This is a genomic window from Dyadobacter sp. CY327 (genome assembly GCF_021390415.1).
Taxonomy (GTDB): domain Bacteria; phylum Bacteroidota; class Bacteroidia; order Cytophagales; family Spirosomataceae; genus Dyadobacter; species Dyadobacter chenhuakuii.
This window is the reverse complement of the sequence record NZ_JAJUXJ010000008.1, coordinates 245,459-261,745: the sequence shown is the minus strand read 5'-3', so window position 1 is coordinate 261,745 and position 16,287 is coordinate 245,459. Positions and strand designations below refer to the sequence as shown.

General features: G+C 44.2%; 13 protein-coding genes and 1 tRNA gene. 12 read left to right on the top strand and 2 right to left on the bottom strand.

The window, feature by feature from the left end; all coding sequences use genetic code 11:
- Positions 1 to 66 precede the first annotated feature (66 nt).
- The 3 genes from LZG74_RS24015 to ftsZ are packed head-to-tail and all read left to right on the top strand — an operon-like array spanning position 67 to position 3,601.
- Positions 67 to 765: a cell division protein FtsQ/DivIB gene (locus LZG74_RS24015; RefSeq protein WP_233799019.1), complete on the top strand. Its 699-nt coding sequence runs from the start codon at positions 67 to 69 to the stop codon at positions 763 to 765.
- Positions 766 to 780: 15 nt separating this feature from the next.
- Positions 781 to 2,142 (top strand): cell division protein FtsA, encoded by a 1,362-nt coding sequence (ftsA, locus tag LZG74_RS24010; RefSeq protein WP_233799018.1) that lies wholly within the window; start codon positions 781 to 783, stop codon positions 2,140 to 2,142.
- Positions 2,143 to 2,176: 34 nt separating this feature from the next.
- Positions 2,177 to 3,601 (top strand): cell division protein FtsZ, encoded by a 1,425-nt coding sequence (ftsZ, locus tag LZG74_RS24005; RefSeq protein WP_233799017.1) that lies wholly within the window; start codon positions 2,177 to 2,179, stop codon positions 3,599 to 3,601.
- Positions 3,602 to 3,639: 38 nt separating this feature from the next.
- On the opposite strand, the gene LZG74_RS24000 is transcribed toward ftsZ, so the two are convergent.
- Complete coding sequence (locus LZG74_RS24000; protein WP_255699640.1) at positions 3,640 to 4,182, bottom strand: NADPH-dependent FMN reductase; 543 nt, start codon at positions 4,180 to 4,182, stop codon at positions 3,640 to 3,642.
- A 238-nt stretch (positions 4,183 to 4,420) separates the two neighbouring features.
- Between LZG74_RS24000 and accD the strand changes: the two genes are divergently transcribed.
- Entirely contained in the window at positions 4,421 to 5,263 is an 843-nt protein-coding gene (gene accD / locus LZG74_RS23995) for an acetyl-CoA carboxylase, carboxyltransferase subunit beta (RefSeq protein WP_233799016.1), read from the top strand.
- Between the two features lies 1 nt (position 5,264).
- Positions 5,265 to 6,242 (top strand): radical SAM protein, encoded by a 978-nt coding sequence (locus LZG74_RS23990; RefSeq protein ID WP_233799015.1) that lies wholly within the window; start codon positions 5,265 to 5,267, stop codon positions 6,240 to 6,242.
- 2 nt (positions 6,243 to 6,244) lie between these two features.
- On the opposite strand, the gene LZG74_RS23985 is transcribed toward LZG74_RS23990, so the two are convergent.
- Positions 6,245 to 6,724 carry a nuclear transport factor 2 family protein gene (locus LZG74_RS23985; protein WP_233799014.1) on the bottom strand — a complete coding sequence of 160 codons (480 nt, stop codon included), beginning with the start codon at positions 6,722 to 6,724 and terminating at the stop codon, positions 6,245 to 6,247.
- A gap of 60 nt (positions 6,725 to 6,784) precedes the next feature.
- Between LZG74_RS23985 and smpB the strand changes: the two genes are divergently transcribed.
- The 7 genes from smpB (at position 6,785) to nrfD (ending at position 16,276) form a co-directional block, all read left to right on the top strand.
- Entirely contained in the window at positions 6,785 to 7,243 is a 459-nt protein-coding gene (gene smpB / locus LZG74_RS23980; RefSeq protein WP_026631750.1) for an SsrA-binding protein SmpB, read from the top strand.
- A gap of 144 nt (positions 7,244 to 7,387) precedes the next feature.
- Positions 7,388 to 7,897 (top strand): HNH endonuclease, encoded by a 510-nt coding sequence (locus tag LZG74_RS23975; protein ID WP_026631751.1) that lies wholly within the window; start codon positions 7,388 to 7,390, stop codon positions 7,895 to 7,897.
- Between the two features lie 198 nt (positions 7,898 to 8,095).
- Positions 8,096 to 9,922, top strand: a complete 1,827-nt coding sequence (rpsA, locus tag LZG74_RS23970; RefSeq protein WP_233799013.1) for a 30S ribosomal protein S1 — start codon at positions 8,096 to 8,098, stop codon at positions 9,920 to 9,922.
- A gap of 81 nt (positions 9,923 to 10,003) precedes the next feature.
- A tRNA-Cys gene (locus LZG74_RS23965) sits at positions 10,004 to 10,074 on the top strand.
- 360 nt (positions 10,075 to 10,434) lie between these two features.
- Entirely contained in the window at positions 10,435 to 11,655 is a 1,221-nt protein-coding gene (locus LZG74_RS23960) for a c-type cytochrome (protein ID WP_233799012.1), read from the top strand.
- Between the two features lie 46 nt (positions 11,656 to 11,701).
- On the top strand, positions 11,702 to 14,794 hold the full coding sequence (locus LZG74_RS23955) for a TAT-variant-translocated molybdopterin oxidoreductase (RefSeq protein ID WP_233799011.1): 3,093 nt from the start codon (positions 11,702 to 11,704) through the stop codon (positions 14,792 to 14,794).
- 48 nt (positions 14,795 to 14,842) lie between these two features.
- Positions 14,843 to 16,276, top strand: a complete 1,434-nt coding sequence (gene nrfD, locus LZG74_RS23950; protein WP_026631755.1) for an NrfD/PsrC family molybdoenzyme membrane anchor subunit — start codon at positions 14,843 to 14,845, stop codon at positions 16,274 to 16,276.
- The last annotated feature ends 11 nt before the right edge of the window (positions 16,277 to 16,287 follow it).

Sequence of the window (16,287 nt, the reverse complement as noted above, 5' to 3'; positions counted from 1 at the left end):
TTTGACTATCCATGGTTTTTGTTAAAACGTAGTTTATGGCTCATTTTGCCAATAGCCGGGATAGGCATGGCAGAAAATAAGCTTGGTAATCAGCGTTGTACAAATCTTGTGATATCCATTGAAGGAGATTCGGGAGCAAGGTTCCTTAATCAGATGGATGTACGCATGCTTGTAACTGAAAACGGAGCAGATCCGCTGTTAGGCAGCAGGTTAAGTGACGTTGCACTCAATGATTTAGAGCATCGGGTGCGCAGGAACAAACTGATCAGGAAGTGTCAGGTTTATCGTGACTTGAAAGGGAATGTGGTGGTAGAAGTGGAGCAGGAACGGCCGCTGGCAAGATGGATCAACACTTCTGAAAATGGCGAAATGCGCAATTCATCTGGTTACTATATCAGTGATGAGGGCGTTTTTTTTCCGTTATCGGATAGTTATTCGGCCAGGACATTGCTGGTTTCCGGTTCATTTTTCAATGATCCTGAAAAATTAAAGACAACCAAAGGGGCTTCATTGATGGAGCTTTTGCGCTTTTTAAATGCGGATCCCTTTTGGAAAGCACAGGTAGCACAGCTGGACGCTGACAAAGATGGTGAAATTCATATGATGACGGTCCTGGGTGACCAGCGCATTGAGTTTGGATCGGCAGAAAATTATGAATCCAAATTCGATAAGCTCAAAATGTTCTATAACAAGATATTGAGCCAGGACTGGAGCAGGTATAAAAAAATTAGTATTAAGTTTCAGAATCAAATAGTTTGTGAATAATAATTCACCATCAGCATGGCACACGAAAAAATTGTAGTAGGCGTAGATATTGGGAGCACGAAAATTACCGTGGTTGCTGCACAGGGAGCCGCGTCGGGCTCTCGTCAAAACAATATTGAAATTTTAGGTTTTAGCGAAGTCCCTGTTCCCAAAGGTGCAGTTGTAAACGGAGCCGTTGAAAATATAAAACAAGTAGGGACCGCAGTTCGTGAAGCACTGGCGGAAGCATCTTCCCGCTCGGACCTGGACATTGCGGTGGTGAATGTTAGTTTTGGCGGCACGCAGGTAAAGGTAAGTCAGCATAATGATGGCGTGATCCGGCCTTCGGCGTCTTCTGGCGAAGAGGTAACGCAAAGAGATGTGGATCAGCTTGTTGACGATATGTACAGGGCTAAAATTGAGCCTAATTACGATGTTTTGCATGTTTTACCCATGGAATTTGTCGTAGACAATTCTATGAATGTGCGGGAACCTGTGGGCAGGACGGGTATTAAACTGGGCGGTAACTTCCTGATTATCTCGGCAAACAGTCAGTCTGTTCTGCGTACGAAAAAGAGTCTGGCAGATGCAGACCATAATTTGAAATGCGACAAGATGGTTTTTGCGCCCCTAGCTACCAGTCTTGCAGTTTTAACAGACAATGAAACAAAAGCGGGCATTGCGCTGGTGGATATCGGGGACCATACAACGGACCTGGTTATATATCACGATAGCATTGTACGCCACATTGCTACTTTCCCGATTGGCGGCAGGCATATTACGAATGACCTCGCAACAGGTTGCGGCATTCAGGTTGAGAATGCAGAACGATTGAAGCAGGAATACGGCGTAGCTATTGCTGCCGACGTTCCGCTAAACATTGAAATCCTAGTTAACTTCCTGGCCGGACGTGCTCCAAAGCAGGTTTTAAAGAAAAATGTAGCATTGATCATTGAAGAGCGATTGAAGGAGATCGCAGCGATGGTTTATGCAGAAATTATCAAATCAGGATATCTGGATAAGCTTATCGGTGGAATCGTGCTCACCGGCGGGTCTGCGAATATTGATGAGATTGAAAAACTCTTTGAGAAAGTAACAAACATGTCAGTCCGGGTGGGTTATCCCGAAAACCTGGAAAGAACCGCCAAAGCAGATGCGGTCAGCAATTCTTCATACAGCACAGCGATCGGTCTGGCCTGGGCCGGACTTCGTAATATAGATCCCCGGGTAAAATCGGTTTGCAAGCCTACGACTTCATTTAACACAGGCACTGTTGTGCAGCGTGAAAAAGTAAAGGAAATTCCGCCTAAGGAAGAACCGGGTAAGAAAGTCGGGACTTTTTGGGATAGCTTTAACAGCATTATCCGCAAAAAAGATGATGGTCTGAGTGACTATTGAAAACAAAGCATAAACGCATTCAATCTCCGAAAATATGAATAAAAGCTTGTTGCAATCTTTAGACCAGGACTACATTGTGAACGAAATAATTAAAGACCAGCCTACCGGCGAACACCAGGCAGAGCCAGCCATTATCAAGGTGATCGGTGTTGGAGGTGGAGGAAGCAATGCGGTCAACTACATGTTTGAGAGAAAGATCAAGGATGTAGAATTTGCAGTGTGTAATACCGACCGCCAGGCGCTTGCTAACAGCCCTGTGCCCGTAAAAATCCAGCTTGGTGCAACATTAACGCAAGGCTTGGGAGCCGGAACGGATGCTACCAAAGGCAAGGAAGCTGCGTTGGAAACGATTGAAGAAATTAAAAGCCTGCTCGGCGGATCGACCCAAATGGTGTTTATCACGGCGGGTATGGGTGGTGGAACAGGAACAGGCGCCGCACCGGTGATTGCACAGCTTGCAAAGGAAATGGGCAAGCTTACAGTGGCGGTAGTAACTGCGCCTTACACCTGGGAAGGACTTGATAAAAAGGAACAGGCACTCGAAGGGATTGAGCAATTAAAGGAGTTCAGTGACACGGTGCTGGTGGTTTTGAATGACAAGCTGGAAGAGCTTTATGAGGATATGACCCTGACACAGGCATTCGCCGAGGCAGACGGCATTCTTCTTAATGCTGTAAAAAGTATTTCTGAGATCATCACGACAAACGGAAATATCAACACGGATTTTAAAGATGTTGAGAAAGTTCTTAAGAATGCAGGCCAATCGGTAATGGGAACCTCTGAGGCGACCGGAGCTGATCGTGCATCTATGGCCATTAAGGAAGCGCTGGATTCGCCGCTTTTGAATGACAGGGATATCCGCGGAGCAAAACGCATCCTGGTAACGCTTGCTACAAGCAAGAAAAAGGAAGCGACCATGAAGGAGCAGCGCGAAATCTGGCGTTATGTGCTTTCACAAGTGGGTGGAGAAGCACGGATGTTCAAGCTGGGAACCATTACAGATGATTCTTTGGGCGATAAATTACGCGTGACGATTGTTGCAGCAGGATTTGATAGCATAGAGTCACCTATCCCGGGAATTGAGCTTAGAAACGGCATTAAATCCAAAACACCAGATGCTAAGCCTGTTATAGAAGAAATTAAAGCGCCCGAATACGAAACAGAATTGGTCGTAACGAGCGAGCTGGAAGAAAGCACGCCAACTGGCCCGATCGATCTGATCATTGACCGTGAAATTGTACCAAGCGGATTTGCTCAGTTGCCCATAACAGATGTTGAAGGCAATAGTGACTGGGACAATGAAGAAATTGGAAAACTGGATGTAATGATCGCTTCGTTCAAAGACGGCCTGGTTAAATTCGGGGATCTCGAAGGCCCCGCGTTCCGCCGGAGCCGCGTAGAGCTCTGGAAGCGACCGACAGTTCCAGCGACCGAAATGGAGCAGCACTGGTTGAAATAATTAAAGACAAAAAAGGGAGCAAACGCTCCCTTTTTTGCTTAGAAAAGGATCATTTGCCCGGCTTGGAGTTCCAGCAGTTCTTTGTACAACGCATTGGATATTACATTGTCATGATAATATGAGCGGATCTGCCCTAATTTCACCCGTAATGCCAATGTGTTCATGCCCAGATAACTGAATACATCATTCAGATGGCTCAATGCTAATGCAGCCCCTTGCATATTGGAAGATAAGCCCACCAGCGCGGCCTTCTTATTGGTAAAGCTGTTGGGATAAGGCAGTCCGTCGATAAATGCTTTGAGAACGCCGGGATAGGAACCATTGTACTCGGGAACGATAAAGATAAATTTGTCGGTTTGTTCCAGCAGGGATTTGAGATTATTAAAATCTGAGTTTTTTCCTGAATTTTCGTACATCGCCGACACGGTGAAATCATGCGGCAGGTTTATCAGATCAAGGATTGTACTGGGAACATTGAGCTTATTGAATATTTCCTGATAATAGTCGGCTATTTTTCGTGACATGGAGTTGGGCCTGTTAGTGCCTACAATGATCACGATAGGAGAAGAAGTTGTTGTCATGAATGTAAAGTAAAGAGGCGGATGTCGCCTGTATGTTGCCCCTTAATGGGCTGATTTAGTAACAAATTAAGGACAAAATTGTTCAAGATAGTGCCGTAAACAGCTTATCAATGTAATGTTGCGGCATAGTTCGTTTTACTATGCATGACATTTATTGCTATCTTTGAGGCCAACATTCATCATGAAAAGCAGTTAAAAATCTGATATTCAGATTTTTAGAATTAACTCACGTAATAGTATGTCCTGGTTTATTCGTAAAGAGAAAGGTATTAATACACCCACCGAAATGAAGCGTGAAGCTCCTGACGGTTTATGGTACCAGTGTTCTAATTGTAAAAAAATTACGCCTACCAGAGAGCATAAGCAGAATGCGTTCACTTGTCCGCATTGCAATTATCACGAAAAGGTGGGTTCTGATGTTTATTTCAACCTGTTATTCGATGATAATGAGTTTATAGAGCTCGACGAAAATCTCATGTCGGGCGACCCGCTTCATTTTGTTGATACAAAAGCTTACCCCGACCGCATTAAGTCAACAATGCAGAAAACGGGTTTAAAAGATGCGGTCAGGACAGGTCACGGCAAGATGAATGAGCTGGACATTGTGATCGCTTGTATGGATTTCAATTTCATCGGCGGATCCATGGGTTCGGTTGTGGGGGAGAAGATCGCGCGTGCGATTACATATGCGTTGGAGCACAAGCACCCGTTCCTGATGATCTCAAAATCGGGTGGAGCGCGGATGATGGAGGCTGGATTTTCACTGATGCAAATGGCTAAAACTTCGGCGCGTTTGGCACAACTATCGGAAGCAAAAATTCCATATATATCACTTTTGACGGATCCTACAACGGGCGGTGTTACTGCATCCTACGCCATGTTAGGAGACTTTAATATTTCTGAACCGGAGGCTTTGATTGGTTTTGCCGGCCCGCGCGTGATTCGTGAAACCATTGGTAAAGATTTGCCAAAAGGATTTCAAAGCGCTGAATTTGTTCTGGAACACGGCTTCCTGGATTTCATTGTGGACCGCAAAGACCTGAAAGATAAATTAACCAGCCTGCTTACTATGCTTCGTTGATATGCGTTTGATTTCCCATCCGGTCCTTTGCAATTACTACGTGACTTATCGCTGCAATGCATCATGTAGTTTCTGCGACATTTGGGAAAAGCCTTCGCCCTACATTACGGTTGAGAATTTAAGAGAAAATTTAAGGGATCTGAAAAAGCTGGGCGTGAAGGTCATCGACTTTACCGGCGGCGAACCATTGCTTCACCGGCAGCTGGATGTGCTCTTAAAAGAAGCCAAAGACCACGGCATGATCACTACGGTGACCAGCAACGGCCTGCTTTATCCAAAACAAGCGGAGAAGCTCCGTGGCCTCATTGATATGCTCCACTTCTCGCTCGATTCCCCGGACCGCGATGAGCATGATAAATCGAGAAATGTGAAGTGCTTTGATAAGGTGATGGAATCCATCGCAATCGCCAAATCACTAGGCGAACGCCCGGACATTATCTTTACGGTTTTCGAAAATAATGTTAATCAAATCCGGCAGCTTTGGGAAGAAGTTTGTTTACCCAATGATCTAATCCTGATCCTGAATCCGGTTTTTGAATATAATAATGTCGGTTCCAACCTTTCCAAAGAAACATTGAACGAGCTGACATGGTGGGGAAAACAGAAGAACATTTACCTTAACGAAGCATTCATACAATTGCGGCTCGATGGCGGAAACCACGTCGAAGATCCGGTGTGCAAAGCGGCCAGCACGACTATTGTCATCTCTCCCGAAAACAAGCTCGTTTTGCCCTGCTATCATTTGGGCCTGAAAGATTTTCCTATCGAAGGAAATCTCTTCGATCTCTATCATTCCGACGAAGTCCAAAAGCTCGTAGCATTGGAAGGCAAATTGCCGGCATGCGAAAGCTGCGCGATCAATTGCTATATGCAGCCCTCATTTGCCGTGGAAATGAATAAATACTGGTGGAAAGCGCTTCCCAGCACCATTAAGTATAATCGCATTAAAGGCACCTGGAAGCAGATGGTGCGGTTTTGAGTTTATAAGCAGCCTTCTTTTCTTCGCGTGTCTGTTATGGAGGTTATTTTCCAGGTATTAGCGATTTTTATCAATGTGAAAACATTCACGCCGCAATGTGAGAATTTCTCCCCCAGGAAGAATTTATAAGGAGCCCACACAATCGCCATTGGCCCATCTACTGAAATGTTCACTTTATAAATCTGCTCATCCCACTTTTCTGAATGTGGTTTACCCACGGCTTTTACAAATCCGTCGATTGAGCTTTTCTTAATCGCAATGGAATCCTTTGGATTTTCCGGCACCGACATCATTGTGCTGCCTAGCGCAAAAGCATTTCGTACTTTCGTTGAGTCTCCTTCACGCATTCCGTCAAACAATGCATTTACAGTGCTCATAATGCGAGGATCATATTCCTGGCTGAATGCGCTGTTTGCAACGAAAAACATTGAGATCATCATCCGAAAGAATCTCAGACGGTTCATGCGTGCATGCTTTTTCATTAATTGGTATAGTTTTAACAAAAGCTTAATTTTGAGCCCCTTTTGAATTTGAGAATTAATATGTCTGAAAAAATAGTTAAAAAAGTAGATATAAAAAACCGCAAGGCCTCCTTCGAATATTTCTTCCTGGAAGAGTTTACGACCGGAATGGTGCTGACGGGAACTGAGATAAAGTCGATCCGGCAGGGCAAAGTGAATTTTCAGGATGCATACTGTCTGTTTATGGACGGGGAGCTTTATATAAGGAGCCTGCACATCTCCCCTTATACGGAAGGGACACATTACAATCACGATCCAATGCGTGACCGTAAATTACTCATTACCAAGAGAGAACGCCGGAAGTTGAATGAGAATCTGAAAGATCAGGGCTTAACGATCATTCCGGTGAGGCTTTTTACCAGCGAACGCGGGCTGGCGAAGTTGCACATTGCTTTGGCCAAAGGTAAAAAGTTGTATGACAAGCGGGATTCCATCAAAGAAAAGGACATGAAGCGCGAAACGGATCGCATGAATCTTTAGGTAACTATTTTTGACTCTAAAAACAGCTAAACGGGTGATACAGGGCATCTTCTGCAAATTATTTTTTCACAATAATTGAATTTGCGGGCGCGTTTTGTAAGGTAAAAATTCCTATATTGTCGGAATTAAATACCTCTAGGGCTCATGGGTAAAGTACTGGTTCTTAATCAAGATTATAGTGCGTTAAGTGTTTGCACCGTTCCAAAGGCGTTTTTATTAGTCTACATGAACAAGGCCGAAATGCTGGCCGAATCGCCGAGACATTATCTCCGAACGGTCAACGATCAGTTTCCCATGCCCGTTGTCATCCGCCTCAACCGCTACATTCATATTCCATACAGAGGTGTTGTCATGACGAGGCAAAACCTTTTTAAGCGGGACAGTAACCGGTGCCAATATTGCGGAACACACGATAATCTCACACTAGACCACGTTATTCCCAAATCCAGAGGTGGCAAAACCACCTGGGATAACCTCGCCACTGCCTGCAAGCGCTGCAATTCAAGAAAAGGAGACCATACACCGGAAGAAGTAGGCATGCCACTTCGCCAGCGCCCTTTCCGTCCTTCGTTTTTAATGTTTATCAGGGATTTTTCCGGTTTAGCTGATGCAGAATGGCTTCCGTATCTGGGGGTTAAGGAAAGATCATATTAATTTATAGCCTGAATTTTCCCTTCCGAAAGCTCCAATTCTTCCCGTCTATTACTGATTTCAAAAAAATCTACTCTTACTAGGGATTTTATTTTGAATAATGCGTACTTTTGCGCTCTATTTTTTCAAAAAATACTTGTTTAACTAATTTTCAGCTATTTAGCTCGGAAGCTGATGTACACAGAGCAATAATTCCTATTTATGTCTAAGGAAAATCAACATCAACCTCTTCCTGATTTCGATTGGGATAAAGCAGCAGACAAAGGTTTCGGTACGGGTTATTCAACTGCTGACCGCGATCGTTTCGAACAAATGTATGAGACTACTATTTCTCCTGTTCAGGAAAAAGAAGTAGTAAAAGGTATTGTAGTAGGTATTACAGACCGCGAAGTGATCCTTAACATCGGTTTCAAATCTGATGGTATCGTATCTTCAAATGAATTCCGCGATTTGCCAGGAATGAAAATTGGCGACGAAGTGGAAGTTTACGTAGAAAACCAGGAAGACGCTCAAGGTCAGCTTGTTCTTTCACGCAAAAAAGCGAAAGTAATCACTGCATGGGATAACATTCAGAAATCGTTTGACGAGGATGTGGTTATTGATGCGAACGTGAAAAGAAGAACTAAGGGTGGTCTTATTGTTGATATATTCGGCATCGAGGCTTTCTTGCCAGGTTCACAAATCGATGTTAAGCCTATCCGCGATTTCGACATTTTTGTTGGAAAGCGTATGGAGGTTAAAGTTGTTAAGATTAACTACGCAAATGATAACGTAGTTGTATCTCACAAAATATTGATCGAAAAAGATCTTGAAGCACAACGTCAGCAAATCCTGAACAACCTTGAAAAAGGTCAGGTTCTGGAAGGCGTTATCAAGAACATGACAAACTTCGGTGTGTTCATTGATCTTGGTGGTGTAGATGGTCTTCTTCACATTACTGATATTTCATGGGGCCGTATCAACCACCCATCTGACCTGCTTGCGCTGGATCAGAAATTGAACGTGGTTGTGTTGGATTTCGACGAAGAGAAAAAACGTATTTCTCTTGGCTTGAAACAACTTCAGTCTCACCCATGGGATTCTCTTGCAGAAGAAATGCAGGTTGGATCAAAAGTTACAGGACGTATTGTTAATGTTGCTGATTACGGCGCATTCCTTGAAATCAAACCAGGTGTTGAAGGTTTGATCCACGTTTCTGAAATGTCATGGTCTCAGCACCTGCGCAATCCTCAGGAGTTCATGAATGTTAATGACGAAATCAGTGCAGTAGTATTGACACTGGATCGTAACGAGCGTAAAATGTCTCTTGGTATTAAGCAATTGACTGAGGATCCTTGGACACAAGCTTCGTTGAAAGACAAGTATGCAATCGGAACACGTCACAAAGGAGTAGTTCGTAACCTTACTAACTTTGGCTTGTTCATCGAGCTTGAAGAAGGTATCGACGGTCTTGTTCACGTTTCTGACCTTTCATGGACTAAGAAAATCAAACATCCTTCTGATTTCGTGAAAGTAAATGACGAGCTTGAAGTTGTTGTTCTTGAACTGGATGCGGACAACCGTCGTCTGGCTCTTGGCCACAAACAACTTGAAGAAAACCCATGGGATACTTTCGAAAGCATCTTTGAAGTGGGTTCTGTTCATAAATCTACAATCGTTGCAAAAGGTGATAAATTCGCAACCCTTGAACTTCCTTACGGAATCGAAGGCGTTTCGGCTATCAAAAACCTGACGAAAGAAGACGGCACAGTGGCAGAAGTAGGTGAAAGCCTTGACTTCACTGTTCTTGAATTCCTGAAAGACGAAAAGAAAATCGTTCTTACGCATTCCAAAGTAACGAAAGCAGCGCCTGCTCCTGAGGAGAAAAAAGAAGACCGTCCTGCAAAGGCACAATCTTCTGCTCCTGCGAAAAGCGCTCCTTCGTCAGACTCAACCAAAGAAGGTGAGAAATCAACTTTCGGAGACCTGAGCGTTCTTTCAGCATTGAAAGAACAAATGGAAGAAAGCGAAAAGAAAGGAAAAAAGTAAACAATAGTGCGGAGTAGCGAATTTTTTTGATACTTTTGCACCCGGATTAGCTGCCAGCGAGAGCAGCAGCTAATCCAAATTGGTTCCGTGGCCGAGTGGCTAGGCAGAGGTCTGCAAAACCTCGTACAGCGGTTCGAATCCGCTCGGAACCTCCCGTGCCTCGATGAAATTGGCACACAAATTTATAGTAGAAAAATGCCATTTGTTTGAAACCTTGAAGCTGGTTTCCAAATGGCATTTTTTGTTGCTAAGTGTCTGAAAATCAATAAAAAATTCCATCACTCAGTGATCTAAAATATGTGCACAAATTAGACAAATTATAAATAAGATAGGTGCCCAAAATATCCCTTAAATACTTTTGTGGATAAAAAATCGTGAACTAGTTTTGTCTGTTGAAGAATAATGAATAGTTGATTATGAATATACCATTCCGAAAGGACGCTAAGTTTTGTTCCTTCTTTAGTTACTCAAAAACATTTATAGCTGCCATCGCCGTGGCTATATTATTAAGTGTGCCAAGCTTAATATATGCTCAGGACAGCACTGCTGCTGCGGGAGCTGCACCGGCTGCCGGTGCGCCAGCTGGCGGCGGAGATGCTGCCAAAGGCGAGACACTTTTCAAAAATAACTGCGCGCAATGCCACGCTGTTACGGATGAGCGTGTAGTTGGTCCGGGTCTTAAAGGAGTGAGCGGACGTCATGACTTTGCATGGCTTTCAAAATGGGTTCGCAATTCCCAGGCTGTCATCGCTTCCGGAGATCCTTATGCCGTTAAGATCTACAACGAATATTCGAAAGCGCAAATGACAAGCTTTCCTAACTTATCAGACGATGATATAAAAGGAATCTTCGCTTATATTGATCAAGCTGGAACCGCTGATCCTGCTGCTGCCGGAGCTCCTGCTGCTGGTGGCGCTGCTGCCGGTGGTGCTTCTGCACAAGGCGATGGTCCTTCTGATTTGTTTGTGATCGTGCTTGCGGCACTTGTAGTGGTAATGCTTCTGGTGCTTGGTGTTCTTTTAGTAATTGTATCATTGCTTTCCAAAGCAGTGAGCGGTGAGCCGGGAACAACGGTTGAAAAAGGGGATTTTATGAGTCGCCTGGGCAACTCGCTGAAAAGAATCGCTTCTGATCCTGCCATTCGTTCTGCTACTATCTGGATCTTTGTTCTGCTTGTTTTAAAAGCAACATTGGACGGTGCGTATAGTGTAGGTGTGCAGCAAGGTTACGCACCAAAACAACCGATTTCATTCTCGCACAAATTGCATGCAGGTGAATACAAGATTGACTGTAACTATTGCCATACCGGCGTAAACCGCGGTAAATCAGCACATATTCCTTCTGCTAACATTTGTATGAACTGCCACGGCGTCATCAAAAAGGAATCACCTGAAATTCAGAAAATTTATACTTCTATTGAAAACAACCAGCCTATCGAATGGGTAAGGGTGCATAACCTTCCTGATCTGGCCTATTTCAATCACGCTCAGCACGTTAACGTCGGCGGACTTGAATGCCAGAACTGTCACGGAGAGGTTGAGAAAATGGAAGTGATCCAGCAACGCTCATCCTTGACAATGGGATGGTGTATCGACTGTCACCGTAAAACGGAGGTTAATACAAAAGACAACAAGTACTACGATAAGTTGGTGCAGCTGCACGCTGGTGAAAGCAAAGAAGCATTGAAAGTTGCTGATATAGGTGGGTTGGAATGTTCTAAATGCCACTATTAATCAAAACAATATTACCTGATACAACTCATTTGTATTGAATAGTTTTATGGAAAATACTAATAAAAGATACTGGCGGGGACTAGAAGAGCTGCGGAACGACGAGAAATTTGTAAAAGAAGCGCGTTCTGAGTTTTCCGACGGTCCGACCGAAAACCAATACGAAAGTTTGGTAGATGGAGCCGGAACCCACCGCCGAGATTTTTTGAAAGTGCTGGGTTTTGGAATGGCTGCAGTATCATTGGCAGCTTGCGAAGCACCTGTAAAGAAAGCAATACCGTACGTTAATAAGCCTGAGGGCGAATTCCCAACCATAGCCAACTGGTACGCATCGACATATGCAGAAGGTGGCGATTACGCAAGTATTCTCGTTAAGACACGCGAAGGGCGCCCTGTTAAAATTGAAAGCAATTCACTTTCCAAAACATCTTTTGGTGTCAGCGCCCGTGCTCACGCTTCGCTTTTGGGATTATATGATAACGAAAAGTTAAAAGGCCCTAAAAAGGGTTCAGACACAAAAATTAGCTGGGATGCAGTTGATAAAGAGATCTTAGATCAACTTACTAAAATTTCAGCACAAGGCGGAGCGATCAGAATTCTTTCTTCTACGATTCTGAGCCCTTCTACAAAGTCGGTTATTGCCGATTTCACTACGAAATATCCTACGACTACGCATGTCATGTACGACGCTAACTCGTCGTCAGCGATTTTGAAAGGAAATGAGCTTTCATTTGGCAAAGCAGTTTTCCCATCTTACGATTTCAGCAAAGCAAAGGTTATCGTTGGCATTGACGCTGATTTCCTTGGAACCTGGGTTTCACCTGATACATTCTCGGCTCAGTTTGCAGAAACACGTAGACTAGGCAGCGACAAGGAAGGCAAAAAAGAAATGTCCCGTCATTATCAGTTTGAAGCGATTCTTTCTGTAACGGGTTCAAACTCAGATTATCGTACAGCAGTTAAGCCATCACAACTTGGTTTGGTTGCAGCTGCTCTTTATAATAAAGTAGCTGCCAAATTAGGTGGATCGCCCATTTCAACGGCTGCAATCGATGTCCCTAATCTTGATAAAGCAGCAGCTGATTTAGTAGCTTCAAAAGGACAGGCATTGGTTGTAAGCGGTATCAATGATGCATCTGTTCAAGTAGTTATAAATGCTTTGAACGGCTTGCTTGGAAGCTACGGAACAACCATTAACTTGGATAAGCCTGCTAATTATCGTCAAGGAAATGACGTGGCGATGAACAGTCTTGTTGACGAAGTGAAAGGCGGAAAAGTTGCGGCATTGATTTTATTTGGTGCTAATCCGGTTTATGATCACCCTCGCGGTGCAGAATTGGCAGCAGCTTTACCACAAGTTTCACTGAGCGTTTCATTTAATGACCGCGCGGACGAAACATCTTCATTGTTAAAATACATTTGCCCAGCTCCACATTACCTGGAATCCTGGAATGATGCAGAGCCGGTTGCAGGCTCTTACAGCCTTGGTCAGCCTGCTATCAGCATGATTTTCAGCACACGTCAGGCGCAAGTTAGCTTACTGAAATGGGCTGGACTGCCAACTGACTATCACGAATATGTTAAGGCATATTGGAAAAAGAATGTTTACACGCAAGGTGGAACGGGAGATTTCGAAAAATTCTGGATTAAGTCCCTTCATGACGGTGTGTATGACGTGCCTGCAACTACGGCAGCTACGGGAGCAACATTCTCAGGAGATTTGAGTGCAGCAGCAGCAGGAATTGCTAAAAAATATAAAGCTTCTACTTCCGGAATTGAACTTGCCTTGTTCGAAAATGTCGGTCTTGGTAACGGATTTGCAGCAAATAACCCATGGCTTCAGGAGTTACCTGAGCCGGTTACCAAAGCATGCTGGGATAACCACGCATGTGTTTCCCAGAAGACAGCGGCAGATCTTAGCCTTGCACAGGGAGATGTGGTAAAAGTGGATATTAAAGGTAAAGCGGTTGAAGTACCGGTTATCATCCAACCCGGTCTGGCCAACGGCACAGTTGCTATTGCAATTGGATTTGGTCGCGAAAAAGCAGGGAAATCTGCAAATGGAGTTGGAAAGAATGTTTATCCGCTTGCAGCATTCGCTGATGGTTATCTGACATTCGCTCCTGGTGAAGTAACTGTTTCTAAAACAGGTGATACAAGAGAAATAGCACAGACTCAGACACACAATACGGTGATGAACCGTAAGTCGGTTCTTCAAGAGACTGTTTTGGCTCATTTCCAGAAAGATCCAATGGCGGGCCGGTTTGTTCCGAAAATCCCGACATCAGATGGCGTAGTAGATGCGACCGATCTGTCTCTTTGGAATGGACATAAATATAAAAACCATTCATGGGGAATGGTCATTGACCTGAACACATGCTTTGGCTGCGGCTCATGCGTGGTTAGCTGCCAGGCTGAAAACAACATTCCGGTTGTAGGACGTCAGGAAGTAATCAATGCGCGTGAAATGCACTGGCTGCGTATCGACCGCTATTACAGCAGTGATGCAGATGTTGAAGATTTGAGAGGATTGGAAATCGCTTCTGAAAATCCGGAAGTTACATTCCAGCCGATGCTTTGCCAGCACTGTAACAATGCGCCTTGCGAAACGGTTTGTCCTGTTTTGGCTACTACGCACAGTTCAGAAGGGCTTAACCAAATGACTTACAACCGTTGCGTTGGTACGAGATATTGTGCGAATAACTGCCCATATAAAGTACGTCGTTTCAACTGGTTCAAATATTTTGATAACGAGAACTTTGATTACCACTTCAACAATGATCTTGGTAAAATGGTGATCAACCCTGATGTTACTGTACGTTCGAGGGGAGTTATTGAAAAATGCTCAATGTGTGTTCACAGAATCCAGGAAGCGAAACTGACTGCGAAGAAAGAGAGAAGACGCATCGTAGATGGAGAGGTAAATGTGGCTTGTGCTTCGTCATGCCCGACCAACGCGATCACTTTCGGAGACATGAACGATCCAGAGAGCAGAATTTCGAAATTGCTTGAAGTTGAGAAGGAAGGCCGCGCGTTCCACATGCTGGAAGAGATCAATGTTCGTCCTCAAATCTCTTATTTAACCAAGGTTCGTAACAAAGACGCTGCTGCGAAGGCTCCTGAAAAGAAGGAACACGCTTAATTTGAAAATAGAGTTTTAGAAGATTAAATCATTATAAATTATAGTAGTATGCATGTTACTTCACCTGTAAGAGAACCGCTGATTCAAGGTGGGAAAACGTACGCAGACGTAACGGAAGACATATGTCGGCATGTTGAAGGAGCTCCAACCAAGGAATGGAAAATTGCATTTGGGCTTTCTCTGATTGTTTTGGCTTATGGATCGGTTTGTCTTGCATGGACTTGGTGGGAAGGGCTTGGCGTATGGGGTCTTAACAAGACAGTTGGCTGGGCATGGGATATCACTAACTTCGTTTGGTGGGTTGGTATCGGTCACGCCGGAACGCTGATCTCCGCGATCTTGCTTTTGTTCCGTCAGAAATGGAGAACATCTATCAACCGTGCGGCAGAAGCGATGACGATTTTCGCGGTTATCTGCGCAGCATCATTTATCCTGATGCACATGGGCCGTCCCTGGATGGCATACTGGGCGCTTCCGCTTCCAAACGCATTCGGATCTCTTTGGGTTAACTTCAACTCGCCGCTTGTTTGGGACGTATTTGCGATCAGTACATATTTCTCAGTTTCATTAGTGTTCTGGTACATTGGTCTTATTCCTGACCTTGCTACAATCCGTGACCGTGCAACAAGTAAAGTGTCTCGTTTAATGTACGGAACATTCGCAATGGGATGGGACGGATCGGCAAAAACATGGGCACGTTATGAATACATCAGCTTAATTCTTGCGGGTCTTTCTACACCTCTTGTACTTTCAGTTCACACAATTGTAAGTATGGACTTTGCAACGTCGGTTATTCCGGGATGGCATACAACAATTTTTCCTCCATACTTCGTTGCGGGTGCGATTTTCTCAGGGTTCGCAATGGTGCAAAACCTGATGCTGATCACAAGGGTTGTTTACAAGCTTGAAGATTATATCACGCTTGAGCACATTGAAACGATGAACAAGGTAATCACGTTGACCGGTTCTGTGGTTGGTGTGGCTTACATTACCGAGTTCTTTATTGCTTGGTACTCGGGTGTTGAATATGAATATTATGCATTCTTCAACCGTATGACCGGTCCTTACTGGTGGGCATACTGGGCGATGATGACCTGTAACGTAATTTCTCCACAACTTTTCTGGTCGAGAAAACTACGTAGAAGCATCACCTTTACATTCTTCATTTCAGTAGTTGTAAACATTGGTATGTGGTTCGAGCGTTTTGTAATTATTGTTACGTCGCTGCACCGTGACTACATTCCTTCTAGCTGGGCAATGTTCTCGCCTACACGCTATGACATCGGTGACTACATTTTCTCATTCGGTTTGTTCTTTACCCTATTCCTATTGTTCTCCAAATATTTGCCGGTGATCAATATGGCGGAAGTTAAGGCAGTGATTCGTTCTACATCTGCTAATCTGCCTACTAAAATTGCTGGTGTGGCGAAGGTTAGACAGCGTGGTACAGCTGAACCGGCTTTTGATAAGGATAAAGAATAATTAGACTGACA

What these genes read in the sequence shown, in the direction of transcription:
- LZG74_RS24015 (WP_233799019.1), top strand. Translation starts at nt 67, where the DNA reads ATGGCAGAAAATAAGCTTGGTAATCAGCGTTGTACAAATCTTGTGATA.
- ftsA (WP_233799018.1), top strand. Translation starts at nt 781, where the DNA reads ATGGCACACGAAAAAATTGTAGTAGGCGTAGATATTGGGAGCACGAAA.
- ftsZ (WP_233799017.1), top strand. Translation starts at nt 2,177, where the DNA reads ATGAATAAAAGCTTGTTGCAATCTTTAGACCAGGACTACATTGTGAAC.
- LZG74_RS24000 (WP_255699640.1), bottom strand. Translation starts at nt 4,182, where the DNA reads ATGACAACAACTTCTTCTCCTATCGTGATCATTGTAGGCACTAACAGG.
- accD (WP_233799016.1), top strand. Translation starts at nt 4,421, where the DNA reads ATGTCCTGGTTTATTCGTAAAGAGAAAGGTATTAATACACCCACCGAA.
- LZG74_RS23990 (WP_233799015.1), top strand. Translation starts at nt 5,265, where the DNA reads ATGCGTTTGATTTCCCATCCGGTCCTTTGCAATTACTACGTGACTTAT.
- LZG74_RS23985 (WP_233799014.1), bottom strand. Translation starts at nt 6,724, where the DNA reads ATGAAAAAGCATGCACGCATGAACCGTCTGAGATTCTTTCGGATGATG.
- smpB (WP_026631750.1), top strand. Translation starts at nt 6,785, where the DNA reads ATGTCTGAAAAAATAGTTAAAAAAGTAGATATAAAAAACCGCAAGGCC.
- LZG74_RS23975 (WP_026631751.1), top strand. Translation starts at nt 7,388, where the DNA reads ATGGGTAAAGTACTGGTTCTTAATCAAGATTATAGTGCGTTAAGTGTT.
- rpsA (WP_233799013.1), top strand. Translation starts at nt 8,096, where the DNA reads ATGTCTAAGGAAAATCAACATCAACCTCTTCCTGATTTCGATTGGGAT.
- LZG74_RS23955 (WP_233799011.1), top strand. Translation starts at nt 11,702, where the DNA reads ATGGAAAATACTAATAAAAGATACTGGCGGGGACTAGAAGAGCTGCGG.
- nrfD (WP_026631755.1), top strand. Translation starts at nt 14,843, where the DNA reads ATGCATGTTACTTCACCTGTAAGAGAACCGCTGATTCAAGGTGGGAAA.